Source organism: Caulobacter henricii (assembly GCF_001414055.1).
Taxonomy (GTDB): Bacteria; Pseudomonadota; Alphaproteobacteria; order Caulobacterales; family Caulobacteraceae; genus Caulobacter; species Caulobacter henricii.
Window position 1 is genome coordinate 1608928 of record NZ_CP013002.1, and the last position, 25510, is coordinate 1634437.

General features: G+C 62.9%; 18 protein-coding genes, 1 tRNA gene and 1 pseudogene. 12 read left to right on the forward strand and 8 right to left on the reverse strand.

Annotated features, from left to right (window positions below; translation table 11 throughout):
• Positions 1 to 222: 222 nt before the first annotated feature.
• A tRNA-Thr gene (locus tag AQ619_RS07440) sits at positions 223 to 298 on the reverse strand.
• Positions 299 to 619: 321 nt separating this feature from the next.
• A complete protein-coding gene (locus AQ619_RS07445) occupies positions 620 to 1033 on the reverse strand; it encodes a DUF1761 domain-containing protein (RefSeq protein WP_062145975.1) in 414 nt (137 codons plus the stop codon).
• 169 nt (positions 1034 to 1202) lie between these two features.
• Between AQ619_RS07445 and metG the strand changes: the two genes are divergently transcribed.
• Both metG and AQ619_RS07455 read left to right on the forward strand, forming a co-directional pair.
• Complete coding sequence (metG, locus tag AQ619_RS07450) at positions 1203 to 2918, forward strand: methionine--tRNA ligase (RefSeq protein WP_062145976.1); 1716 nt, start codon at positions 1203 to 1205, stop codon at positions 2916 to 2918.
• A 46-nt stretch (positions 2919 to 2964) separates the two neighbouring features.
• Positions 2965 to 4131, forward strand: coding sequence for an MFS transporter (locus AQ619_RS07455; RefSeq protein WP_062145978.1), 1167 nt, complete (start codon positions 2965 to 2967; stop codon positions 4129 to 4131).
• On the opposite strand, the gene cysN is transcribed toward AQ619_RS07455, so the two are convergent.
• Both cysN and cysD read right to left on the reverse strand, forming a co-directional pair.
• The gene (gene cysN, locus AQ619_RS07460; RefSeq protein ID WP_062145980.1) at positions 4119 to 6035 is read right to left on the reverse strand and encodes a sulfate adenylyltransferase subunit CysN; all 1917 of its coding nucleotides are present in this window, start codon (positions 6033 to 6035) and stop codon (positions 4119 to 4121) included. The genes AQ619_RS07455 and cysN overlap by 13 nt on opposite strands.
• Positions 6035 to 7006: a sulfate adenylyltransferase subunit CysD gene (gene cysD / locus AQ619_RS07465; RefSeq protein ID WP_378109149.1), complete on the reverse strand. Its 972-nt coding sequence runs from the start codon at positions 7004 to 7006 to the stop codon at positions 6035 to 6037. The genes cysN and cysD overlap by 1 nt, the downstream gene beginning before the upstream one ends.
• A gap of 704 nt (positions 7007 to 7710) precedes the next feature.
• Between cysD and AQ619_RS07470 the strand changes: the two genes are divergently transcribed.
• Together AQ619_RS07470 and AQ619_RS07475 are read left to right on the forward strand one after the other, a co-directional pair.
• Positions 7711 to 10230, forward strand: a complete 2520-nt coding sequence (locus AQ619_RS07470; protein WP_335338048.1) for a coiled-coil domain-containing protein — start codon at positions 7711 to 7713, stop codon at positions 10228 to 10230.
• A gap of 13 nt (positions 10231 to 10243) precedes the next feature.
• Complete coding sequence (locus AQ619_RS07475; protein ID WP_062151382.1) at positions 10244 to 10804, forward strand: sugar transferase; 561 nt, start codon at positions 10244 to 10246, stop codon at positions 10802 to 10804.
• 6 nt (positions 10805 to 10810) lie between these two features.
• Here the strand turns inward: AQ619_RS07475 and AQ619_RS07480 are convergent, their stop codons facing one another.
• Positions 10811 to 12247: a mannitol dehydrogenase family protein gene (locus tag AQ619_RS07480; RefSeq protein ID WP_378109148.1), complete on the reverse strand. Its 1437-nt coding sequence runs from the start codon at positions 12245 to 12247 to the stop codon at positions 10811 to 10813.
• 5 nt (positions 12248 to 12252) lie between these two features.
• Positions 12253 to 13761: a UxaA family hydrolase gene (locus tag AQ619_RS07485; protein WP_062145988.1), complete on the reverse strand. Its 1509-nt coding sequence runs from the start codon at positions 13759 to 13761 to the stop codon at positions 12253 to 12255.
• Positions 13762 to 13936: 175 nt separating this feature from the next.
• Between AQ619_RS07485 and AQ619_RS07490 the strand changes: the two genes are divergently transcribed.
• From AQ619_RS07490 to AQ619_RS07520, 7 genes are all read left to right on the forward strand, one after another.
• Positions 13937 to 15013 (forward strand): LacI family DNA-binding transcriptional regulator, encoded by a 1077-nt coding sequence (locus tag AQ619_RS07490; RefSeq protein ID WP_166504327.1) that lies wholly within the window; start codon positions 13937 to 13939, stop codon positions 15011 to 15013.
• A gap of 111 nt (positions 15014 to 15124) precedes the next feature.
• On the forward strand, positions 15125 to 16579 hold the full coding sequence (gene uxaC, locus AQ619_RS07495; protein ID WP_062145992.1) for a glucuronate isomerase: 1455 nt from the start codon (positions 15125 to 15127) through the stop codon (positions 16577 to 16579).
• Positions 16580 to 16596: 17 nt separating this feature from the next.
• Entirely contained in the window at positions 16597 to 17445 is an 849-nt protein-coding gene (kduI, locus tag AQ619_RS07500) for a 5-dehydro-4-deoxy-D-glucuronate isomerase (protein ID WP_062145995.1), read from the forward strand.
• Positions 17446 to 17592: 147 nt separating this feature from the next.
• Positions 17593 to 18363 carry a 2-dehydro-3-deoxy-D-gluconate 5-dehydrogenase KduD gene (gene kduD, locus AQ619_RS07505; RefSeq protein WP_062145997.1) on the forward strand — a complete coding sequence of 257 codons (771 nt, stop codon included), beginning with the start codon at positions 17593 to 17595 and terminating at the stop codon, positions 18361 to 18363.
• A 167-nt stretch (positions 18364 to 18530) separates the two neighbouring features.
• Positions 18531 to 21257, forward strand: a complete 2727-nt coding sequence (gene ppc / locus AQ619_RS07510) for a phosphoenolpyruvate carboxylase (RefSeq protein WP_062145999.1) — start codon at positions 18531 to 18533, stop codon at positions 21255 to 21257.
• Positions 21258 to 21715: 458 nt separating this feature from the next.
• Positions 21716 to 22390 (forward strand): bifunctional 4-hydroxy-2-oxoglutarate aldolase/2-dehydro-3-deoxy-phosphogluconate aldolase, encoded by a 675-nt coding sequence (locus AQ619_RS07515; protein ID WP_062151386.1) that lies wholly within the window; start codon positions 21716 to 21718, stop codon positions 22388 to 22390.
• On the forward strand, positions 22391 to 23497 hold the full coding sequence (locus AQ619_RS07520) for a sugar kinase (RefSeq protein WP_062146001.1): 1107 nt from the start codon (positions 22391 to 22393) through the stop codon (positions 23495 to 23497).
• Here AQ619_RS07520 and AQ619_RS07525 read toward each other — a convergent pair.
• The gene (locus AQ619_RS07525) at positions 23494 to 23856 is read right to left on the reverse strand and encodes a hypothetical protein (RefSeq protein WP_062146004.1); all 363 of its coding nucleotides are present in this window, start codon (positions 23854 to 23856) and stop codon (positions 23494 to 23496) included. The genes AQ619_RS07520 and AQ619_RS07525 overlap by 4 nt on opposite strands.
• 269 nt (positions 23857 to 24125) lie before the next feature.
• Positions 24126 to 24266 (reverse strand): annotated as a pseudogene (locus tag AQ619_RS19550) (hypothetical protein); the annotation flags it as partial.
• 167 nt (positions 24267 to 24433) lie between these two features.
• Here AQ619_RS19550 and rsgA point away from each other — a divergent pair.
• Positions 24434 to 25501, forward strand: coding sequence for a ribosome small subunit-dependent GTPase A (gene rsgA / locus AQ619_RS07530; RefSeq protein WP_062146005.1), 1068 nt, complete (start codon positions 24434 to 24436; stop codon positions 25499 to 25501).
• Positions 25502 to 25510 lie beyond the last annotated feature (9 nt).

The window sequence follows — 25510 nt, forward strand, 5'->3', positions numbered from 1 at the left end:
CATTGGCGGGAGAGGCGTCCATTGAGACCCCGCGCGCTCTCAGGGTCGATCGGAGATATGCAGTTGCCCCTAGCGGGGGCGCTTCAGCAATCCGATTGTCTTCCAGCCTCTCACGAAGGAGAGCCGTGACCGCTGGCCGTTCTTAACCCACGGTGCTGTAACCTAGGTGTGGGCCGATCGGATGACCCAACTTCAGGCTACGGTCTTATCTATTGAAAAAATTGGTGCCGGTTGCAGGAATCGAACCCGCGACCTTCGGTTTACAAAACCGCTGCTCTACCAGCTGAGCTAAACCGGCATCTTTGAAAACATTGGTGTTTTCAGGCTGTCGCGCGACTGTTGTCGGAACACACCCACGCACGGGCTACTCTCTAGTCGGGCTGCCATGCCCTTGGCAACTGCTACCTAGGCTTTGGTGTCGAAACCCTGACCTTCGGCAAGTTCAGAACGATCTCCCAGTCTAGTGGTTTGCTGCGCTGAGCGACTTTGACCGGCGCTGCATTCTACCATGGCCAGGCTCGAGTTGAGGGAACCGAGGTGGCCTGACATGCGATGGTCCCGTATCGTCACTAAGGGGTCGTAAGTGGCATTCCGTAGCTATCGTCTGGGGGCGGCCTTCTCAACCGGCGCGCGGCTTCAGCTTCAATCCGCCGAGCAGGGCTCCGCCCAAGGTGTAGGTCAGCAACTGGTAGCCCCCGTCGATCCAAAACAGAGACAGATTTCCTGCCGCATAGACATAGTCCAGCGCGACCACCGTCAGGTCAAAGAACACGCAAGCGGCCAGACCAACCTTGGCACCGCCTAGCCAGGTGCGTGCCTCCAGCCGACGGATCAGCCAGTCCAGACCGATCAGGATGATCGCCATATTGAGGATCCCAAGGCCCATTCGCCATTCGGTCCCGACGAAGTCCGCTTCCGTCATCCCCATCGCCTTCATCCAGGCGGCACTGAGGAGAATGCCATACCAGAGAATGCCGATGACTTGCCCGACGACAAGGGCCGCAACCCAGCCCAGCCAGTTTATGGTCTTCACAGGTCAACCTCCCACGATGCCGGATCAGTGTCTCCGGTTCTCCCCAGAGGCAGGGAGCCTGCATAACTTTGTTTGGTCAACGGTCCGGCGCTTTTGTTTCGCGGCCCGCCCTTCTATATGCGAACGCCTGTTTCCTTGATCCCCGACTCCCCCGGAAGATTTCCGCCTCATGGCTCGTATCCTGATCACTTCCGCCTTGCCGTACATCAACGGCATCAAGCACCTGGGCAATCTGGCAGGATCCATGCTGCCGGCGGATGTCTACGCGCGCTTCCAGCGGGCCCGGGGTCACGAAACGCTCTATATCTGCGCGACAGACGAACACGGAACTCCGGCTGAACTGGCCGCCGCCGCCGCCAGCCAGGACGTGGAGACCTACTGCGCCGAACAGCACGTCCTGCAGCGCGACGTGGCGGAAGCTTTTGGCCTGTCCTGGGACTGGTTTGGTCGGTCATCCTCGCCGCAGAACCGCAAGCTTACGCAACACTTTGCCGAAGTGCTGGAGGCCAATGGCCTGATCGAGGAACGCGTCGACCAGATGGTCTATTCCATCGACGACAAGCGCTTCCTGCCCGACCGCTATATCGAGGGCACCTGCCCGCACTGCGGCTTCGACAAGGCGCGTGGCGACCAGTGCGACAACTGCGGCAACCTGCTGGATCCAACCGACCTGAAGAACGCCTATTCGGTGATCTCGGGCTCGCGGAACCTGGAGGTGCGCGACACCCGCCATCTCTATCTTCTGCAGACCAAGATGGCCGACAAGATCCGGGCCTGGGTCGACAGCCACGCCGAATGGCCGCAGCTGGCCAAGTCGATCGCCTACAAGCATCTGGATGAGGGCCTTATTGATCGCGGCATCACCCGCGACCTGGCTTGGGGCGTGCCCGTGGTCAAGGACGGCGGGCCACGCCCGGGCATGGAGGGCAAGGTCTTCTATGTCTGGTTTGATGCCCCCATCGAATACATCGCCGCGACCCAGGAGTGGGCCGACGCCGAAGAGGGCCGCGACTGGAAGCGCTGGTGGCGGACCGACGAAGGTGCAGCCGATGTTCGCTATGTCGAGTTCATGGGCAAGGACAATGTCGCCTTCCACACCGTCAGTTTCCCGGCGACCATCCTGGGCTCGGAAGAGCCATGGAAGAGCGTCGACATGCTCAAAGCCTTCAACTGGCTCAACTGGTATGGCGGCAAGTTCTCGACCAGCAACAAGCGCGGCGTGTTCATGGACGCGGCTCTGGAAATCCTGCCACCCGACTTCTGGCGCTGGTATCTGACGTCGAACGCGCCTGAGAGCAGCGATACCGCGTTTACGTGGGAGATGTTTGCCAGCGCCGTGAACCGCGATCTGGCCGATGTGCTCGGTAACTTCATCAATCGCATCCTGAAGTTCACCGAAGGCAAGTTCGACGGAGTCGTGCCTGAAGGTGGCACGCCTGGACCCCTGGAAGAGAAGCTCTTCGCCGACGTATCCGCGCGCCTCACGGATCTTGCCGAACAGATGGACGCCATCGAGGTTCGCAAGAGCGCCCAGGCGCTCAGGGCCCTTTGGGTGGTCGGCAACGAGTATCTGCAAGAGGCCGCGCCCTGGACGGCGATCAAGACAGATCGCGATCGAGCCGCTGTGATTGTCAGAACAGCGCTCAACCTGGCTGCGCTTTACGCGAAAATTTCTTCGCCCTTCATCCCGTTTGCCTCAGAAAAGATCGCCGAAGCCTTCTCGCTGTCTTTGCCGGCCGCCTGGCCCACCAGCGATGCAAGGCATGAGCTCTCGTCTCTTCCGGTCGGTTTGACGGTCCGTGCGCCTGAGGTTTTGTTCAGGAAGATTGACGAGGACATGATCGCCGAGTGGGCAGGCCGCTTTGGGGGAGCCGAAGAGGCGTGATCTTCATGGGCGTCAGGTATGCCGGCCGTTCGGGCGACCTTGGCCGATGAGTAGCCTGACGCGGCTGAGTATCTTCTACGTCGCGATGTATCTCGGGACCGGTGTGAGCCTGCCTTACATCGGCACCTATCTGCGCGATCGCGGGATGAGTGGCGCGGCGATCGGCTTGATCCTTGCCATTCCGATGTTGGCCCGGCCATTCACCGGGCCGGCTCTGGCGGTATGGGCTGACGGGTTCACCCTGCGCCGCTCGCCGATGATCCTTTTGTCGCTGGGTGCGGGCCTGGGCTATGCCGCCCTGCTGATCGCGCCTGGCGCGCTGGGTCTTGCGATCGCATGGTTCATTGGCCAGACCCTGCTTTCGACGGTCTCACCGCTGGTCGACGTCATGGCCTTGCGAAGGGCGCGCGCTGAATCGTTCAACTACGGCCTGCCCCGCGGGACGGGGTCGACCGCTTTCATTGTCGCCAACCTGATCATGGGCGTCGTCCTGACTGTGGCGGTGCCAACGGTCATTCCAGTATGGATCGCGGCTTCAGCCTTTCTGACGGCCGTGGCGGCCCGTCTGGTCATTCCGGCGGACCCCGTCCACACCGATGGGGCCAAACCCATCGGCGCTGATCGCTGGAAGGGCCTCGGAGCGCTGCTGAAGGACCGCAACTTCCTGCTGGCTGTGGTCACAGCGGGCCTGATCCAAGGGGCTCATGCCTTCTACTATGGGTTTTCTACAATCCTCTGGCGCGGGCAGGGCATTTCCGAGCCGGTCATTGGGCTATTGTGGGGTGTCGGCGTCGCGGCAGAGGTGGCGTTCATGTGGTTCCTGGAGCCATGGCGCCGCCGCATCGGACCCGAGAAGCTGATGATCCTCGGGGGGATCGCGGCGGTCCTGCGTTGGCTGGCCTATGCATTCTCTCCGCCGCTGTGGCTGCTGTTCCCGCTACAGGGCCTCCATGCCCTGACCTTTGCCGCGAGCTTTCTGGCCTCCTTGCGACTGATCGAAAAGCTGACCCCGCCCGCCAACGCTTCGGCCGCACAGGCGCTTAACTCGGCATTGTCCGGCGGCTTCACGCTGGGCATTGCCACCCTGCTTGCCGGTCCATTGTTCGATGCCAGCAACGCCTTTGGCTATCTGGCCATGGCGGTTATGGCAGCCTTGGGCCTGGTTGGAGCCATTGCCCTTAACCGCCGCACCGGGCGCGTTCAGATGGTGTAGTCGTTTTCCTGCCCTTCAAGCCATTCGACGATCCGTTCGGCCGCTTCAACCGGGCTCATGCTAGTGGTGTCGATGCGCAATTCGGGTGCCTCGGGCGCTTCGTAGGGACTGTCGATGCCTGTGAAGTTCTTTAGCTGACCGGCGCGCGCCTTGGCATAGAGGCCCTTGACGTCGCGGGCTTCAGCCACGGCGAGCGGGGTGTCTACAAAGACCTCGATGAACTCACCGTCCTCGAGGATCTCGCGCGCCATTCGCCGCTCAGCGCGGAACGGCGAGATGAAGGCCGTCAGTACGATCAAGCCCGCATCGACCATGAGCTTGGCCACCTCCGCCACCCGGCGGATGTTCTCTACCCGGTCTTCTTCCGTGAAGCCCAGGTTCTTGTTGAGACCGTGACGGACATTGTCGCCGTCAAGAAGGTAGGTGTGGCGACCCAGGGCGTGCAGTCGCTTCTCGACCAGATTGGCGATGGTCGATTTCCCTGCGCCCGAAAGGCCGGTAAGCCAAACAACCTGACCGCGCTGGCTCTTTAGTGCAGCGCGAGATTGTTTCGTGACGTCCGTATGTTGCCAGTGAATGTTATCTGCCCTTCGCAGCGCGAAGTTCAGCATGCCGGCACCGACCGTACGGTTGCTGATCCGGTCAATCAGGATGAATCCGCCCAGTTCGCGGTTATCCGCATAGGTCTCGAAGGGCACCGGTTGATCGAGCGACAGATTGACCAGACCGATTTCGTTCAGGGCCAGCCGCTTGGCGGCCGTCCGTTCCAGCGTATTGACGTTCACCCGGTGCTTTATCTCGGTGACGGAAGCCCCCACGGTCCGAGTGCCGATCTTCAACAGATAGGCCCGTCCTGGAGGCAGGGGGTCCTCGTCCAGCCACACAACGGTCGCCTCGAACTGCCCGGCGACCGGGCAGGGGGCTGCCGCCGCCACGATCAGGTCGCCACGGGAGATATCGATCTCGTCGCACAGGGTCAGGGTCACGGACTGACCGGCTACAGCTTGCGGGAGGTCGTCAGGCAGCGTGACGATGCGGTCGATGGTGCTTTCCTGGCCCGACGGCAGGACACGCACGCGATCGCCTGGCTTGACGACGCCGGACGCAATCAGCCCGGAGAAGCCGCGGAAATCGAGATTCGGTCGATTGACCCATTGGACAGGCATGCGGAACGGTTTGGCTTGCAGATCATCTTCGACCTGAATGGTCTCCAGCCAGTCCATCAGGATTGGACCCTTGAACCATGGCGTATCAACGCTTTGGCTGGCGATGTTGTCTCCGCCCAGGCCCGAGATCGGGATGGGGGTGAAGACAGAAAGACCGATTTGATCCGCGAAAGCGCGAAAGTCCGACACGATGGCGTCGTAGCGCGGCTGGTCCCAGCCGATCAGATCCATCTTGTTCACTGCCAGCACGATGTGGCGGATGCCGAGCAGGCTAACCAGATAGGCGTGGCGGCGAGTCTGGGTCAGTACGCCCTTGCGGGCATCGATCAGGATGATCGCCGCCTCTGCGGTCGATGCCCCCGTGACCATGTTGCGCGTGTATTGCTCATGGCCCGGCGTATCGGCGACGATGAACTTGCGCTTGTCGGTCGCAAAGAAGCGATAGGCGACGTCAATCGTGATGCCTTGTTCGCGCTCGGCGGCCAGGCCATCCACAAGAAGGGCGAAGTCGATCGCCCCGCCCTGGGTGCCGACCCGTCTTGAGTCTGCCTCAAGGGCCGCAAGCTGATCCTCGAAGATCATTTTGCTGTCATAGAGCAGCCGGCCGATCAGGGTGGATTTGCCGTCGTCGACGCTGCCGCAGGTGATGAAGCGAAGCAGCGACTTGTGCTGGTGTGCGACCAGATAGGCGTCGATGTCGTCCGCGATCAGGTCGGAGGGCGTGTACACCTTACCCATCAGAAATAGCCCTCCTGCTTTTTCTTCTCCATCGACGCGGATTGGTCATGGTCGATGACGCGGCCTTGCCGCTCGCTCGTGGTCGCCAGCAGCATTTCCTGGATGATCTGGGGCAGGGTTGAGGCCGTGCTTTCAACAGCACCGGTCAGAGGGTAGCAGCCCAGGGTGCGGAACCTCACGCTCCTCATCGTCGGGGTTTCGCCGGGGCGCAGGGGGAACCGATCGTCATCCACCATGATCAACGCGCCATCGCGCTCGACCACCGGCCGTTCCGCCGCGAAATAGAGCGGCACGATCGGGATGTTTTCCAGATGGATGTATTGCCAGACGTCGAGTTCGGTCCAGTTGGAGATCGGAAATGCACGCAGGCTTTCACCGGGGTGCTTTCGCGTATTGTAGAGCTTCCAGAGTTCGGGCCGCTGGTTCTTCGGATCCCATCGCTGCTCGGCTGACCGGAAGGAGATGATGCGCTCCTTGGCGCGGCTCTTTTCTTCATCGCGGCGCGCGCCGCCAAAGGCAGCATCGAAACCGTGTTTGGCCAATGCCTGCTTCAGGCCCTCGGTCTTCCACATGTCGGTGTGCAGGGCGCTGCCGTGGTCAAAGGGATTGATGCCCTTGGCCTCGGCTTCCGGGTTCTTGTGGACCAGCAGGTCGAAACCCAGGTCTGTCGCAACCTTGTCGCGTTGGGCATACATCGCCTGAAACTTCCAGGTGGTGTCGATGTGCAGGAGCGGAAAGGGCGGCCGCGACGGGAAGAAGGCCTTGGCCGCCAGATGCAGCATCACAGCGCTGTCCTTGCCAATCGAGTACAGCATTACCGGGCGATCGCATTCCGCTGCGACTTCGCGCAGGATGTGAATGCTCTCTGCCTCGAGGCGCTGGAGATGGGTCAAGCGGGCCGGCGAGATCTCGGTCATGAATGTTTCCGGCAAAGCGCTGGGCGCGATCGGTTCAAGCTGGGTAGGGGCCAAAACAGGGGTCCGCAAACAGAAAAAGTCCGATCCACCCTGGATCGAGCCAGCGCGGACTTGCTTCCTGGCGACCTAGGCAGTGGAGGCCGAGGGGGCAAGCATTGGAATTCTGGAGGCGCTGTCAGCTTGAGTGGCACCGGTCCCGGTGTGCATGACCAAAAGTTCACTCGGCCCAGGACTGGATTCATCGCATAACACCGCTATCGCACGGTGGGTTGACCATGAGCGTCCTTGCGGAATTGCTGGCAGTTGTCGTCGTCTGGCTATCAGCCATGGCGTTGAGCCATCTGGGCATAGACATCAAGGCTGATCCCCGGATCAGCACCAGGCCAGAACGGACAGTCTCTCGGACGCCGCGTGAAGGACTGAAGGTTCCGAGGGCGGCCGTTCCGGATGCCTCAGCGGGTTCGATGACGGGAACGGGCCCTGGATCGCTCCGCGACGACGTGTAACCCTAAAACTCAACCGAAGCCGCTTTGCGCGCGGGCTTTTCGCCGCTAGGTTCATTCTCTACGCGATATAGGGGCAGGGCGCGCGTTGATTGTCTTTGCCCTTCGCTGACCGCCTTGGGACCCTGGCTGTGTATGAAGCCTAAGAAGCGCCAACCGCTCGATTTCTCCGCCGTTCCTGTGGAGGCGTCCGCAGAGGATCAAATCTCCGCGCCAGAATCCCCAGCTCCTGAGGAGCCGGAGGAGAGCATTGCCATGCCGGTCGATGCCCCCATGGGTGCAGCCGACCTGGACCTGGACCTGCCTGCGCCAGAGCCCTCCTCGCCGCGCGCACGAGCGGCCTCACGCCGTGGCAGAGTCGCACAGTCGCCCTTGGCAGATGAAGCGCCGTCGCTCGCGCCGATGTCACTGGCCACCAGTGCTGCCCAGCCGCCCGCGCCGGTGCTCGAGCCCGGTTATGATGCAACGCCGGTCAAGGCCGAACGTGCGGATGCGCCTCTTGATCTGGCCGCCTCTGCCGGTGCTTTCGATCGAGCGGAGCCTGCCGAACGACGTCCTATGCCGGCGGCGCTGTTCTGGACTTTTGCCGTTGCGGCTGCCGCCCTTTGGGCCCTGGCTCCCCTGGCTTTCGCTCTGGGCTATGCCCAGGGTGTTCCTGCGCTAAAGGTTGAAGGCTTTGCGCTTGCGGTATTCGCAGGCTTGGCCGTTGGCCCGGCGCTGCTCACTCTTCTGGGCGCTTATCTTCTGCGGCAGGCTCAGGGTGTTTCGGCGGAGTTGCGCCGCAACCGGACCATGACCGATCGCCTGGTTACGCCCGCCGTCCTGGCGGCGGCCGGTGCAGCCGGGGCCGTAGAAGCGATCCGCAGTCAGATCGACGGCGCGACCATCGCTGCGACACAGGCGCGGGAGCGTATCCTGTCACTGCGCCAGTCGCTCGCTGAGGAGACCGCGCGATTGGCAGAGGCGGCTGCGGATTCTGCCCGCATGGCCAATCAGCTTTCCCAAGGTCTGGGTCATGAGCGTCAGGCCCTTGAGACCCTGTCGGTCATGCTGGATGCGCGTTCTACGGCCGTTGTGGATGCCATCGGGAGTCAGGCCCGCATGGTGGCGGAGGCTTCCGATCTGGCGGAAACCCAGTTGCGTGAGGCCGAGGCCGCTCTTGCGGCCCGCGCGGCAGATCTCGCCGCTGCGGCAGCGGAAGCTTCTGATGCGGCCCGGGTCGGCGCAGAGGATATCTCGCGTCAGATCGCCCGCCTTGAGACGGCGGGACAGGGCCTTGGCGACCAGATGAGTTCTGTTGAAAAGAATCTGGCGCAGCAAAGGGCGGCTCTGGTCGCCGCCAGCCAGTCCCTGAGATCGGAGCAGGAAGATTTCGCTGCGGAGTCGGAGACACGAACCGCACAGCTCACGGAATTCGTTTCCTATACCCGTGTCAGCGCGACCGAGCTCAGCGACGTTGCGGCAATGGGGGCGGAGGTTTTGCGTGGCCTGATTGCGGCTGCGTCAGAGCAGTTCAAGGACATGGCGGAGACGGCGAAGGCGGAGCGGGACGGCTTGGTCGATGAGACCAACAAGGTGCTCACCGCCATTTCGGATGCCGCAGCAGGCCAGCGCGAAGGGCTGGAGATCGAACTGAAGCAGGCCATGGAGGCCCTTGCGGCTGCAGCACTCAAGGCCAGCGAGGGTGTTGATGCACGCGTCGAGTCGGCGCGCGGTCGCGTGGACCAGTTGAACGAGATCGCCTTTGCTGCAGGTCAGAAGGCCGACACCGTCTTCGAGTCGCGCATGGAAGAAGCGCGAGATCTGATCGAGCAGTCCGCTCAAATGGTGGAACAGGCCGGAGCCCGCACCGCCCAGAAACTGGCTGAAGCGGTCCTGACAGCACGTGGCACCCTGGGTGAACTGGAAGCCATGCTCGACGAGGTTGGGCAGCGCACGGCCGAAATGCCTGTCGAAGCCATGCAGAAAGCCGTCGAGGTTCGGGCGTCGATCGAAAAAGGCATCGCAGAATTGATGGCCGCAGCCCGCCGCACGGCGGAAGAGACGGCGGCGATCGATCAAGCCTTCCAGGATCGTGTGCGTCGCAACTATGACGCCCTCAGTGAAGCCGCTGCGGCAATGGGAGGACCGACCCCCGCACGAACGGCTCCAGCGCAGGTCTCCCGCTCGAAATCCGTCCCGCCGCCAGCTCCGACTATGCCGAGCGCGGGTATGGATCCTGACGATGACCTGCTCGCGGATGATCCAGGGGCTCGGCCTCGCCTGCGTCTCACGCCTACGGCTACGGACGATGAGTTCCGATCGGTGTTCGACAATGCTGGCGGCCGCGCTGCTCCCCCCGTCCAGGATGGGCCTGAGGGCCAAAACTGGTCGTGGCGATCCTTGCTCTCGGGCATAGAGAACAGCTCGCCGGGCGATGCGGCTCTAGGCGAAAAACTGGCCGCTGAGATTTCAGCGATGGGCATTGATCCTCATGCACTTCTGCCTCGCGGCCGGATCGACGAAATCGCGGCCGCTATCCAGACTCGTGATGCTTCGGGTGCGCGTGAAGTCGTGAAGCGACTGGCGCCCGCTGCCATTCGACGGCTGGTACGGCGCCTGTTCTCGGACGCAACCCTTCGGGCCAATGCCGAGCGGTTCCTGAAGCGATATGCGGGCATGATCGATGAAGCCGGCGGGCAGGACCGCGAAGGCTTCCTGGTCGCCGCTCTGCTGTCTTCGGATGCTGGCCGGGCCTATTTGTTGCTGGATGCTGCGACCGGCGATCTGGCGTAGTCTCTGTCGGATGTTGAAGCGCGCTTTCGACGTGGCGGCATCTTGTGCAGGGCTAATGGTCTTGCTGGTGCCGTTGCTTGTGCTTTGGGTTTTAGTCAGGCTGACGTCTCCAGGGCCGGCGCTCTACTGGTCGCAACGGGTAGGGCGCTGCTCCACGCTGTTTGTAATGCCGAAGTTCCGCACCATGCGGACCGACACGCCTGAGGTCGCGACGCACCTGCTTGCGGATCCGGATCATTGGCTGACGCCTATTGGCGCGACCCTTCGTCGGCTTAGCCTTGATGAGTTGCCGCAACTCTGGAGCGTATTTGTCGGCCATATGAGTCTGGTTGGACCAAGGCCCGCCCTTTTCAATCAAGACGATCTGATTGCTGCGCGACGGCAGGCAGGAGTCGACAGCTTGCGGCCGGGCGTAACGGGCTGGGCTCAAATCAACGGTCGCGACGAACTGTCCATTCCAGACAAGGTTGCGCTCGATGCAGAATACTTGGCGCGCCGCTCGTTCGGGTTCGATCTCATGATCCTGGCGAGAACTGTCCTGCCTGTCCTGACTGGCCAAGGTGTGACGCGCTAGCTCCGGTTAGGTCAGGGCCGAATAGGCCTTTTCGATAGCTGCGACAAAGGCCTCATTACTCTGCAGATCTGCCGGAAAAACGGTGTTCAGGGCCAGAAACGCCGCAACGTCAGCTTGGGTCTCGTTGGAGCAGGATTTAGCGACAGCAACGAGTTGGTCGGCCAAGGGATCGATGATGGCCGTTCCGGCAGCCGCCTGCCGCCTCACGAAATGCATCCAGGCCGCCAGTGGAATAGCCAAGCGTTCGACCGAATGCCCTGCGTCCAGCGCATCGGCGATTGTTCCCAGGATTCTGAACGGCAGCTTCTGGGAGCCGTCCCAGGCGATCTGGGCCAGCAGATGGCGGATCTCTGGATTGCGGAAGCGCTTCAGGATCGCCTCGGCATACAGCCCAAGATCAAGGCCCCGCGGAGCAATCAAGGTGGGAATGATATCCAGGGCCATCATATCCTCGGCCAGTTTGGCCAAGATAGGGTCGTTCATCGCCTCGAAGACGGTGACATGGCCGCGCAGAATTCCCGCATAGGCGAGAGTAGAATGAACGCCGTTCAGAAGGCGCAACTTGGCACGTTCAAAGCCTCGGACATCATCGGTCAGGGTGACCCCGACGCTGGCGAGGTCTGGCGCGTGCGGGCCCAGTACGTCTTCGATCACCCATTGGGTAAAGGCTTCGCGCTGAACAGGCCAAGCGTCGTCAAGTCCGGTTGCCGCTACGGTGCGCTCTCGCAAGGCGTCATCCGTGGCGGGCGTAATGCTATCGACCATGGTCCGTGGGAAGCAGCCATTGACGTCAATCCAGGCGGCGAGTTCGGAATCGACCTTGGTCGCGAAGGCGATGACCGCCGCTTTTAGCCGCCAGCCGTTGTCCGCCAGATTGTCGCAGGCGACGACGGCATAGGGCGGAAGGCCGGCCAGGAAGCGACGACGCAAGCCTTCGACCAGATAACCAATGGCGCTGACGGGGTCTCGCGGGTTGGCTAGGTCATGACGAATATCCGGATGGGCTTGGTCAAGGCTGCCCTCCTGAGACAGGCAGTAGCCCTTTTCTGTCACCGTCAGGGTGACCATCCTGGTCATGGGGGAAGCCAGACGCGCAAAGACGGCCGGCGGATCCTCTGGCGCAACCAGCACCTCCACAATCGACCCCACGATCCGGAAAGTGGTTTGATCATCGAGTTGGGCGAGGGTGTACAGGCCATTCTGCGGTGCCAGGGCGTCGCGAACGCCGGTGCTCTTCAGGGACACGGCGCAGATGCCCCATCGCGGGTCCTGCGCCAGCAACTGATCGAAGTAGAAAGCCTGATGCGCTCTGTGAAATGCGCCGGGACCCAGGTGCACAATGCCGATCGAGACCCGGTCACGATCGTAATCTGGTTGAAAGACCCCCGGCAACGCGGCGGGACTGCTTGTCGCGCAAAGCCGCAACGGGGAGGAGAGGGGCATTGCAGTCAAAGGGTTACACCGCTTTTCCAGATTGCGATTTCACGTTCACCATTCGCTTCGGTCTTGGTCCGTTTGCCGGATGCCGTTTCGACAACGAGATCCATCAGGGCGTCAGCCGCGTCTTCGATTGTGTGGCCGGACAAGACTATCCCCGCATCGAAGTCGATCCAGCCGGGCTTGCGCGTGGCAAGCGTGCTGTTGGAGGCGATCTTCAGGGTCGGGGCTGGAAAGCCCAGGGGTGTACCGCGACCGGTGGTAAACAGGATCAGGGTGGCTCCTGCAGCCGTCAGGGCGGTTGAGGAAACGGCGTCATTGCCCGGGGCCTCTAGCAGGGTAAGGCCGTGGGTCCCCACTTTCTCGCCATAACGGATCACCCCGATCAATTCAGAGCGCCCCCCTTTCTGCACGGCACCCAAGGACTTCTCTTCGAGTGTTGTGATGCCGCCAGCAATGTTTCCCGGCGATGGATTTTCGTGTATAGGTTGATTGTTGTCGATAAAGTACCGCTTGAAGTCATCCACCAGTTGAACAGCGCTATCGAACACCGCCTGAGAGCCGGCGCGGGCCAGTAACATCTGTTCCGCGCCAAAGATTTCAGGAATCTCGGTCAGGATCGGAGTGCCGCCAGCATCGGCTATCCGATCGGCGATGCGGCCAACCAGTGGATTGGCGGTCACTCCGGAAAAGCCGTCTGAGCCACCGCACTTGAGTCCGATGACAAGATCGGAAATCGAGCAGGTCTCTCGTTGGTCTTTTTCCACAATGGCGACAAGGTCCTCGATAGCGGCAAGGCCGTCTTCAAGTTCATCTTCGACCAATTGGGTGGTGAACGCCCGCATGCGAGTTGGATTCAAGTCGGGGGCGCTGTCGAGCAGGGCCTGCAGCTGGTTGTTTTCACAGCCCAAGCCCAGGATCAGTATGCCGCCGGCATTGGGATGGGCCGCCAGGGCAGCGATAAGCTTGCGGGTATGCGAGAGATCATCGCCAAGCTGTGAGCAGCCGAACGGGTGGGGGAAGGCGAAGATCCCGTCGGTACGACCGGCGAAGCGCAGATTGGCTTTTTCCGCGATCCGACGGGCGGTGTTGGCGACGCAGCCTACAGTGCAAAGTACCCAAATCTCATTCCGCGTGCCTACCCGTCCGTTCGTGCGCCGGTAGCCCATGAAGCTGTGGACTGGCTGTGCCTTTATCAGACGCCTCTGAGGTGGGTGCCAATCATAGCCTTCGAGGCCGGCCAGCTTGGTTTCCACATTATGGACATGGACATGGTCGCCAACGGCGATGCTGACCGTCGCCCGGCCGATGGGCCAGCCATACTTCATGACGTCTTCGCCGATACTGGCGGCGGCTATAGCGATCTTGTGGCCTTTGGGGACATCAGATCGCGCCACAATTCTGCGGCCGCGCAGTTCGAGCGTTTCACCTGCGACGATGTCACGCAGCGCTGTGGCGACATGATCGCGAGGATCGACATCGTGAATCGATTCGTCGTGGACACAGCTAACTTGGGTCATTCGTGCCTTCACGCGGCGGCTAGTCGGACGGTGAAACCTTATCCACCCAGCCGGTAACCGGTGTCAAACTCCCTCAACAGGGCAGTTGCGCCCATTGGTGGCGAGGTCGGTGCGTCTGGAGTATGACAAATGCAAGCGCTGAAAGCTGCATGGAAACGCCGTGAATTCTCCCAAACTGCCAAGTCCGCCTTCGAGCGATCATGAACCTGAGGGCGGACTTGAAGGCGGACGCAAGCGCGCCACGATCAATGACATCGCCAGGCTAGCGGGTGTGTCCAAGAAGACGGTTTCGCGGGTGATCAATCAATCGCCCTTCGTGCGCGACGAAACGCGCGAACGGATTGAAGCTGTGATTGCCGAGTGGGGCTATGCTCCGGATCCTCAGGCGCGAGGCCTAGCGTTTCGCCGGTCCTTCTTGATCGGCATGATCTATGACAACCCAAATCCACAGTATGTTGTGAACATGCAGTTGGGCCTGTTGGACGGCATGCGGGGCTCTGGCTTCGAGCTGGTCGTGCATCCCTGCAATCGCGCCAGCCCGACCTTTCTCGCGGATGTGAGAACATTCGTTGAGCGCCAAAAGCTCTACGGTGTCGTCCTGCCCCCTTCGGTTTCTGAAGATGAAAGGGTGGCAAAACTGCTCAATGAAATCGGATGCGCCTATATCCGAATTGCCTCGGTAGAGCTCGACAAGCCTGAGCACATGATTGTCGGCCACGATCGCATGGGCGGTGCCCAGGCAGCGCGGCACATTCTTGATCTGGGCCACCGTCGCATTGCCTTCATTTCGGGGCCTGCGACATTCCGCTCTTCGCATGAGCGGAGAGGCGGCTTTGAAGCAGCCCTTGCCGAACGCGGCCTCACGCTGCAGCCCAGTGACATCATTCAGGGGGCCTATACCTTTGAGTCTGGCGTTGCCTGCGGGGATGAGCTTCTGGCGCGAACCCCGCGTCCGACAGCGATCTTCGCCGGCAATGACGAGATGGCGGCTGGTGTGCTGCAATCCGCTCGAAAGGCTGGGTTGAGTGTTCCTGCCGATCTCACGGTCGTTGGTTTTGATGATTTCCAGATCGCCCAAGCCGTATGGCCTCCGCTGACGACCATCCACACGCCAACCCGTGAGATCGGAAGAATGGCTGCTGAGAAGCTCATCGATGCCGAGCGCCGCGAACGGCGCGAGGAGCGTGATCCTGCCCGTACCGAACCCACCCTTGTTGTTCGCCAATCATCGGGGCCAGCCCCCGTAGTTTAGGCCAAACCCACTAAGGTCAGGCTTGCAAGCAGGCATGACACCGGTTACCAAGCGCACGTCAGATGCGGCCACGGGCGAAGCTGCCGGCAGGAGAGGAAGCAGGAGAAGTCCATGGTCAGGCCCCTGATGTTCCATGACGATCGCCTGTTTCCAGCCGAAGAGCGGACGCGTTCCATAGCGCGTGAGCTTTATGCGACGGTCCGAGACCTGCCGATAATCAGCCCGCATGGCCACACTGACCCCAGTTGGTTCGCGAGCAATGCGCCCTTTCAGGACGCTACCGACCTGCTGCTGGCTCCGGACCACTATCTCTACCGCATGCTCTACAGCCAGGGGATCTCACTGGATGCGCTGAAGGTTCGTTCCAAGTCCGGGGTTCCGGCGACGGATGCGCGCGAAGCCTGGCGTCTGCTGGCCCACAACTTCCATCTGTTCCGGGGCACGCCGTCGTGGATCTGGTTGAATCACGTTTTCAGCCAGGTGTTCGGTATTGAAGTCTTCCTCTCGGGCGAAACCTCCGACTTCTATTTTGATACGATCAACGAAGCGCTTGCCACCGACGCCTTCCGGCCGCGCGCCCTGTTCGACCGCTTCAACATCGAGACCCTGGCGACTACTGAAGGTCCGCACGAAACCCTGAAGCACCATCACGCCATCCGCGAGAGTGGTTGGGGAGGCCATGTCATTACGGCCTATCGACCGGATGCCGTCATCGATTTTGAGGACGAGCGATCAGGACGGGCCTTCGAGCGCTTCGCCGAGGTTACCGGGCAGGATGTTTATAGCTGGCAGGGCTATCTGGAAGCTCACCGCATCCGCCGCGGAGCCTTCATCGACGCCGGGGCGACATCTTCGGATCACGGCCATCCCACGGCCGCCACAGCCGACCTTGCCGACGGTGAGGCTGAAGCGCTCTTCCTCAGCCTGGTCAAGGGAGAGGTCACGGCTGAGAAGGCTGAGCTTTTCCGCGCCCAGATGCTGACGGAAATGGCCAAGATGAGCCTGGACGACGGGCTGGTCATGCAGATCCATCCTGGCTCGCACCGCAACCACAATGCTGGCCTGCTGGACAGCCATGGTCGCGACAAGGGGGCCGACATTCCGGGCCAGACCGAATACGTCAAGGCGCTCAAGCCCCTGCTCAGCAAGCTGGGCAACGATCCGCGCCTTTCCGTCATCCTCTTTACGCTGGACGAGACAAGCTACAGCCGCGAACTGGCCCCGCTGGCCGGCCACTATCCTGTCCTGAAGCTCGGCCCCTCCTGGTGGTTCCATGACAGCCCTGAGGGCATGATGCGGTTCCGGGAGCAGGTCACGGAGACGGCGGGCTTTTACAACACGGTGGGCTTCAACGACGACACCCGCGCCTTCTTGTCGATCCCGGCTCGCCACGACGTTGCCCGCCGGGTCGACAGCGGCTTCCTGGCCCGCCTGGTCGCCGAGCATCGGATGGACCTCGTCGAAGCCCAGGAGCTGATTGTTGACCTGACCTACACCCTGCCCAAGCGCGCCTACAAACTCGATCAACCGAGGCTGAATCTGTCATCGGTTCAAGCCGCCCAATAAGCCCATCGGAGCTCTTCATGTTCACCAAGACCTATCACGCCACGCATCCGGACATGATGTTCGCGGTCAGCAATGACGACCTGCGCGAGCGCTATCTGATGGATGGCCTGTTCGCCGATAACGAGATTGTCCTGCACTACAATCACGCCGAGCGCTTCGTGATCGGCGGCGTCGCCCCGGTCTCGACTGGCGTCAAGCTCCCCGATCAGACTGAGCCGGCTTCGGCAGCGGGCCACCCGTTCCTCGAGCGCCGGGAGCTTGGCGCGATCAATGTCGGCGGCGGCAAGGGCAAGGTCACGGTTGACGGCGTCGTCTACGACATCGAGCCGCGCGACGGGATCTATGTCACCATGGGTGCCAAGGACGTGGTGTTTGAAAGCATCGACGCCGCCAACCCGGCCCGTTTCTACCTGACCAGCCTGCCGGCCCATGCCGCCTTCGAAACCAAGAAGCTCGAATTCGCCAACGCCGTCCCGCTGGAGCGTGGCGCGCTGGAGACTTCCAACGAGCGCACCATCTACCAGTACATCGTGCCGACGACCTGCAAGTCGGCCCAGCTGCTGCTGGGCATGACCGTCCTGAAGCCGGGCAGCGTCTGGAACACCATGCCGCCCCACCTGCACGACCGCCGATCGGAAGCCTATTTCTACTTCGGGCTGGGCGAGAATGACCGGGTCTTCCACTACATGGGCGAGCCGGACGAGATGCGTCACATCGTGATCGCCAACGAGGAAGCCGTGATGAGCCCGCCGTGGTCGATCCACATGGGTTCGGGCACTTCGAACTACACGTTCATCTGGGCGATGGGCGGCGAGAACCTCGACTACACCGACATGAACGTGCTGGACATCTGCCAGCTGAAATAGGGGCGTCGGCTCCCGCGCTCCCGGCCTGTCATCCTGGCTGGAGCGAAGCGAAGAGCCGGGACCGCCACAAGCGCCTGCGTTTGCGGTGGTCCCGGATCGGCCTTTCAGGCCGTCCGGGATGACAAGATTTTTGAACAGGAACTCACCATGGCCAATTCGTTCAGCCTCGAAGGCAAGGTTGCCCTCGTCACCGGTGCCAATACCGGTCTGGGTCAGGCCGTGGCCGTAGCCTTGGCCGAAGCCGGCGCGAATATTGCCGCTGCGGGTCGCAGTGCGCCGATCGAGACCCAGGCCGCTGTCGAGGCCACGGGTCGCAAGTTTCTGTCGATCAAGGCCGACTTCGGTTCGATCGAACCTGTCCAGCGCGTGATCGACGAGACCGTTGCCGCGTTCGGCAAGGTCGATATCCTGGTCAACAATGCCGGGATCATCCGCCGCGCCGACTCCATCGAGTTCACCGAGGCCGACTGGGACGCGGTGATGGATACCAACCTGAAGGTCGTCTTCTTCCTGACCCAGGCCTTCGCCAAGCAGGCCCTGAAGCAGGGCCCGGTCGATGGCGTCGCCGGCAAGGTGATCAACATCGCCAGCCTGCTGTCCTTCCAGGGCGGCATCCGGGTGCCGTCCTATACGGCCAGCAAGAGTGGCCTGGCGGGTCTGACCAAGATCCTGGCCAACGAGTGGGCGACCAAGGGCATCAACGTCAATGCCATCGCGCCGGGCTATTTCGACACCAACAACACCGAGGCCCTGCGCAACGATGCCGACCGCAATGCCTCGATCCTGGCCCGTATTCCGGCGGGTCGCTGGGGCAAGCCGAGCGACCTCGGGGGAGCTGCCGTGTTCCTGGCCTCTTCGGCGGCCGACTATGTCCAGGGGATTACTCTGCCCGTGGATGGCGGTTGGCTGGCCCGCTGACGGCAAAATTTCACGCAAAGATCGAATGGTAGCGCAAACATAATGCTTGCCGGGTTTTCCCGGCCAGAGAAGCAGGCTAAGGGCGCCGCAACGTCAGCGCCGGTTAGGGCAGGGCGTTCAGGTTCATCCTTCTGTAGCGGCGCCTCTGGCGTCAGCGGAGCTCGCTTATGCGTAACCCGGCCCTGTCGCTCGGCGGTGATCGCCCCACCAGCCGTAACGTCCGTCAGAACGCCAACCTGCTCAGCGATCTGCTGTCCGAAGCCATTGCCTATCTGGAAGGCGAAGAGGCGGCCGCCCTGGTAAACCAGGCGCGCAAGGCCTCGAGCGGCGAAGACGAGACGGGCGCAGCGCCGGTTCTGGACCACCTGTTCGCTGACCTCTCAAACGAACAGGCCGTGTTCCTGGCGCGGGCCTTTGCCAGTCATTCCTTGCTGGCCAATATCGGCGAGGACGTCGCGGGACGCCGCCGCCATGCCGAAGCCGCAGCCCAGCCCGGAGACGATCGTCCGCGCTCCCTGGTCGATGCCGTCGCCGCCCTCAAGGCCGGTGGCAAGTCCGATCAGGACATCGCCCGGACCTTTGCGGCCATGAATGTCGTGCCGGTCCTGACCGCCCATCCGACCGAGGTGCGTCGCCGGAGCATGGTCGATCGCGAGACCGAGATCTCGCGGCTCATGGCCCTGCGGCGCCACCATCTCCCGGCCGATCTTGAGAGCGACATCCGGGAGCGTTTGTTCCGCGAGATCGCCCTGATGTGGCGCACCCGGCTTTACCGTCCCGAACGGATCACGGTGAAGGACGAGATCCGTAACGCCCTGTCGATTGTCCGCACCTCCATCCTTCCGGCGATCATCGACCTCTATGGCGACTGGACCGCCCAGATCGCCCACAATGCCGAACTGGCCCCGCTGCTGAAGATGGGCTCCTGGCTCGGCGGTGACCGCGATGGCCATCCAGGCGTCAATGGCCAGACCCTGAAACTGGCCCTGAGTTCGCAGTCGCGGGTGATCCTCGACTGGTACGCCAGCGAGGTCCGCAAGCTCTGGTCCAACCTGGCGATCTCGACGGCCTATGCCCCGGTTTCGGCCGAGTTGATGGCCCTGGCGGGGCAGGCCAAGGACCCTTCGGTACATCGCATCGACGAGCCCTACCGTCTGGCCCTGGAGCTGGTCTTTGACCGCCTGACCGCCGTGTCCCAGAAGCTGACCGGCCAGCCCGTGGCCTATGCCAATGGCGCGACCGATGTCGAGCCCTATGGCCATCCGGACGCCTTTGTCGCCGACCTGGCGATCGTCATCGACAGCCTGGAGCGAAACGGCGGCGAGCGGCTGGTCGGAACCGCCCTGCGCACCCTGGTCGAGGTGGCCAAGGCCTGCGGCTTCCATCTGATGTCGCTCGACCTGCGCCAGAACGCCGACGTGCACGAGCGGACCCTGGACGAACTCTTCCAGCGGGCCGGCACCGGTCTGCGCTATCTCGACCTGCCGGAGGCGGAGCGCTGCAAGGCCCTGATCGAGGAGCTGTCGCACCAACGGCCGCTGGTTTCGCCGTTCACCGCCTATGGCGAGGAGACGACGCGCGAGCTGGCGACCATGGAGGCTGCAGCCCAGGCTGTGCGCGACTATGGTCATGGCTGCCTCGGTGCCTATGTGATCTCCAAGTCGGCGACCCTCTCGGACATTCTCGAGCCTCTGGTCCTGCTGAAGCAGGTGGGCCTGGTCTGGGGCGGCGCGGCACCGCGGTCTTCGGTCAAGATCAGCCCGCTGTTCGAAACCATCGAGGATCTGGAGCAGGGACCCCGTGTCCTGCGTCAGTGGCTGGAGCTGCCGATCAGCCGGACGATCCTCGGGGATCGCCCCGTGCAGGAAATCATGCTCGGCTATTCCGACAGCAACAAGGACGGCGGCTATGTCGCGTCGCGTCGGGGCGTCGCCCGGGGTGCGTCGGCCCTGGCCTTCGAAGCCGACCGCATGGGAGTCGGCCTGCAACTGTTCCATGGTCGGGGTGGCAGCGTCGGACGGGGCGGGGGGCCGGCTGCCGAGGCGGTGATGGCCCAGCCGGCCGGCACGGTCCAGGGCCGCATTCGCATGACCGAGCAGGGCGAGATGATCGCCCGACGGTTCGGTGACCAGCCGACCGCGCGTCGCAATCTGGACGGCCTGGCCGCTGCCGTTCTGATGGCGAGTGACCGTCCGGTCGTGCGGCCTGACCCCAAGGTCGATGCCGCCATGACCGCCCTGGCCCAGGCCTCGTTCGAGGGCTATCGGGCCCTGGTCTATGAGGATCCGGCCTTTGAGGACTTCTTCTGGTCGGCGACCCCGATCGGCGAGATCGTCGGCCTCAATATCGGTTCACGACCTGCCAGCCGCACGGCCAGCCGCAAGATCGAGGACCTGCGCGCCATCCCGTGGGTGTTCAGCTGGTCGCAGTCGCGGTTCATGCTGCCGGGCTGGTTCGGCTTTGCCTCGGGTGTAGAGCGTGCTGGTCTTTCCATCCCGCAACTGCAGGATCTGGCCGGCGGTTTCGATTTCTTCGCCTCCTTGCTGTCGAACATGGAACTGGCCTTGGCCCAGAGCCATATGGGCATTGCAGCTCGCTATGTCGCCCTGTCACCCGATCCGGCCAATGCGACCCGGATCTTCGAGACCATCAAGGTCGAACATGAGGCCGCTCAACGCCTGGCCTTGGCAATCCGGGGTGGGACCAGCCTGCTGGACAACCAGCCGGAGCTCGCCGAGTCCGTCGCCCTGGCCAGCGTGTCGGTCGATCCGCTCAACCACCTGCAGCTGGAATTGCTGTCGCGGCGGCGGGCAGGCGACCAGGACGAAGCGGTTCGGCTGGCGATTCAGTTGACCGTGGCCGGCATCGCAGCAGGGCTGCGCAATACCGGCTAAGCTCCGCTTGACTAAATACTTCACGATTTCAAAGATCTATTACGATTTCCGAAGCGTCTGACGGCGCTTGCCTAAACCACGGGTTTCTGATTATGTGCGCGATGACACCGGTGGCGCCACGAGGCTGCCTCGAAATGACACCGGTATCATAACGTTTCGGTTCGATCTGTTCGCGCCGTCTCGTTGCGGCTCTCTGGAGCTCGCTCCTGCGCAAACTTCGGGGCGTCGAGCCTGCTCGACGCCCTCACTTTTGCCCTGGCGAGACCCCGGGATGGAATTGGGGAAGGAAACAAGGCGGCGCGAACGCGCCTTTGTTTGACGCAGCGGCAGCCACGGAGTGGCGTCCGCGCGCGACGCGGTCTAAACGGTCGCCCTGAGCCAATTTCGGCGAAATCTTCCCTGCGATGACGTCCCACGGGGGCTTCTGCGCAAGAACGATGCTTTTGGAGGACTATGTGATGGTGAAAGACCGTATGGCGGTGCTGACTGCCTTGATGGACCAGGGCGTCATTCCGGTTTTCTATCACCCGGACGTCGAGGTCTGTAAGAAGGTCATCCAGGCCTGTGCCGACGGCGGCGCACCCTGTATCGAATTCACCAACCGCGGCGATTTCGCCAGCCACGTCTTTTACGAAGTCACCAAGCACTTCGCCTCGGCCGATCCGCGCGTGATCATGGGCGTCGGCTCGATCGTCGATGCGCCGACCGCCGGCATCTACATCGCCAACGGGGCCAAGTTCGTCGTCGGCCCGATCCTCAATGCCGATGTCGCCAAGGTCTGCAACCGCCGCAAGATCCCGTACTCGCCGGGCTGCGGTTCGGCCTCGGAAATCTCCTATGCCGAAGAGTTGGGCTGCGAGATCGTCAAGGTGTTCCCCGGCTCGTCGGTCGGCGGTCCCGATTTCATCAAGGCGGTTCTGGGCCCGATGCCCTGGACCCGCATCATGCCGACCGGCGGCGTCGATCCCGACGAAGCCTCGGTGAAGAAGTGGTTCGGCGCTGGCATCGTCGCGGCCGGCATGGGCTCCAAGCTCATCACACAGGAACTGCTCGACGCGGGCGACTATGCGGGCATCACCGCCAAGGTCCGCGAGACGGTTGAACTCATCAAGAAGGTTCGTGGGAAGGCCTAAATGACTGATCAGATCCTCAACATCCGCCCGGCTTCGGAAACGAAGTGGGACTGCGCCAGCTTCGGTGAAGTGATGCTGCGTTTCGACCCGGGCTTCGGCCGGGTTCGCAATGCGCGCCAGTTCAACGTCTGGGAAGGCGGCGGCGAATACAATGTCGCCCGCGCTTTCAAGAAGTGCTGGGGCAAGCGCTCGACGGCCGTCACCGCCCTGCCGGTGAACGACCTGGGCTGGCTGGTTGAGGATCTGATGATGCAGGGCGGTGTCGACACCAGCCACATCATCTGGCGTGATTTCGACGGCCTGGGCCGCAACACCCGCGTCGGTCTGAACTTCACCGAGAAGGGCTTCGGCGTCCGTCCGGCCCTGGGCTGCAGCGACCGGGGTCACTCGGCCGCCTCGCAGATCCGCCCCGGTGAAGTGAACTGGGAAAAGCTGTTCGGCGAGGAAGGCGTGCGCTGGTTCCACACCGGCGGCATCTTCGCGGCCCTGGCCAGCAATACGGCCGAAGCCGTGATCGAAGCGGTCGAAGTGGCCCGCAAGTACGGCACCGTGATCTCCTACGACCTGAACTACCGCGCCAGCCTTTGGAAGTCGCAGGGCGGCAAGGAAGGGGCCCAGAAGGTCAACCGCCACATCGCCCAGTACGTGGACGTGATGATCGGCAACGAAGAGGACTTCACTGCTTGCCTGGGCTTTGAGGTCGAAGGCCTGGACGAGCACATCAGCTCGATCGATCCGGCCAACTTCAAGAAGATGATCGAGACCGCCGTAAAGCAGTTCCCGAACTTCAAGGTCGCCGCCACCACCCTGCGCAATGCCAAGACCGCCTCGGTCAATGACTGGTCGGCGATCCTCTATGCCGGCGGCGAGTTCTACGCCTCGATGATGCGCGAGAACCTCGAGATCTATGACCGGGTCGGCGGCGGCGACGGCTTTGCCTCGGGCCTGGCCTTCGGCTTCATGGAAGGCAAGGGCCCCCAGGCCGCCGTCGAATACGGCGCGGCTCACGGTGCCCTGGCCATGACCACGCCCGGCGACACCTCAATGGTGCGCAAGGAAGAGGTCGAGGCCGTGATGAAGGGCAAGGGCGCGCGGGTCATCCGCTAGTCCGTCAGTCGCCGGATCTGCGGCGGTCTCGGCTCCTCTGCCGGGATGACAAGATCGTTGAAGCCCTCGGCCGAAAGACCGGGGGCTTTTTCTTTGACGTAGGGCGGCGTCTCCCGGCCGTTTTCATCAAACTCGACCTTCTGGTAGCCCGGCGGGATCGTTTCTCCTGGCTGGAAGTAGCTAATCACCCCGTAAGCCCCCCTGTAGGTCCACTGTTTTCGCTGCTCAAGCTGCGCCGCGAGCGCATGGACGCGCTCGAGGAGCGTGGCCTGTAGCCAGGCGACGTCCCGGAAGTGGCGCCGGCTGGCGCGCGTGCCATTGGCGTCGGGTTTCTTGTGGTGCTGGCGGGGCAGGGGCATCGGATTCTCCGGGCATGACGATAGGCTCGCGGCGGAAACCGCGAGGGTGGGGAGGGATGCGGGGCGCCCGGACGACGTCCGGATGAGAGATAGAGATTACCGTTTCGACGAAGCCAGGCACCCCGCGCGATCGTTGAACGTCAGCCTCCCGACGGGTGGCCCTGTTAAGGCCTTACCGGGACCCGGACCTCGCCGTTTCCAGCGCGCTCCGACGGTCGAAGAGGACGGGCTTTCAGCCAGACACGCCCTTTTGCCTTCAACCACGCCTACGGCGGGCGGGTCTGGCCAGCAACCAGATCCCCGGACCGGTCGAGTATCCCCCTCGACCCCAGTCCCGCTCGACCACACCCCGGGGCCGCAAAGGTCGCTGGCCGCGCGCCCTCCCCATCGCCCCGAGATGAAGCCAGTATATGGCGGTGCGGATCTCCGTGGACTTGGCGCTCTGCAGGCCAGGGATTTCAGGGGGTTAGGCGCGGATAGCAGGGGGGATACAGGATCGGCCCCGAACGACGGTCGGGATGAAGCCTTGTCGGGTGCGGGGTGCTAGACTGCTCGCCTGTATGGAAAGATGCCGCCCTTGATCGATCATTATGGCTGGTCCGACGCCCTGGCGCGGGACTTTGAACCGCATGCGCGCGCAGGCTATCGCCCCGGGCGGGTGATCGTTCAGCGGCGCAGCGCCTTTGGGGTTGCGACCGACCAGGGCGAACTGCGGGCCAAGCCGTCCGGCCGCCTGTTGCATGAGGCGGGCGAAGGAGGCGTGCCCGTGGTTGGCGACTGGGTGGCGTTGGTCCCCAACCCCTCTGAAGGTTTGGCCACGATCCATGCGGTCCTGCCGCGCCGCACGGCCTTTGTCCGCCGGGCGGCCGACAGCGTCCAGACCCTGCAGGTCATTGCCGCCAATATCGACGTGGCCTTCGTGGTCACCTCAATGAATGCCGACTTCAATGCGCGCCGGCTGGAGCGTTATCTGGCTGCCGCCTGGCAGAGCGGGGCGCGGCCGGTGGTGCTGCTGACCAAGTCGGACCTGTCAGACGCCCCGCAGGCCCTGGCCGACCAGGTCATGGCCCTGGCGGGGGGCTGTCCGGTGATTGTGGTCTCGGCGCGCCAAGGGGTGGGTCTCGACGCCGTGCGTGCCCATATCGCGCCGGGCGAGACCTGCGTCCTGATCGGCTCGTCCGGGGTTGGCAAGTCGACCCTGGTCAACCACCTGTCGGGTGAAGACCGCATGGCGACCCAGGCGATCCGTGAAAACGATGCCCGGGGGCGCCATACCACCAGCCACCGCCAGCTGTTCCGCTTGCCGGACGGCGGGCTGATCCTCGACACGCCGGGGATCCGCGAAGTAGGGCTGATCGACGCCGAGGAGGGGCTGGGCGTCGTTTTCGATGACATTGAGCGCCTGGCGGAGGCCTGCCGGTTTCGCGATTGCGGCCATGCCAACGAACCGGGCTGCGCGGTGCGCGGCGCGCTGGAGAATGGCGCGCTCGACCCTGAGCGCTGGGCCTCGTTCCAGAAGCTGGGCCAGGAGCTGGCGGCCGTGGAGGACAAGGCCGAGCGGATCGCCCGGGAGGCCGAGCGGCGGCGGCAATTGTCCCTGCAGAAGGCCTACAGGACGACGAAGAAAGACCTGAGGGGCGCCTGAGGCCAGGCC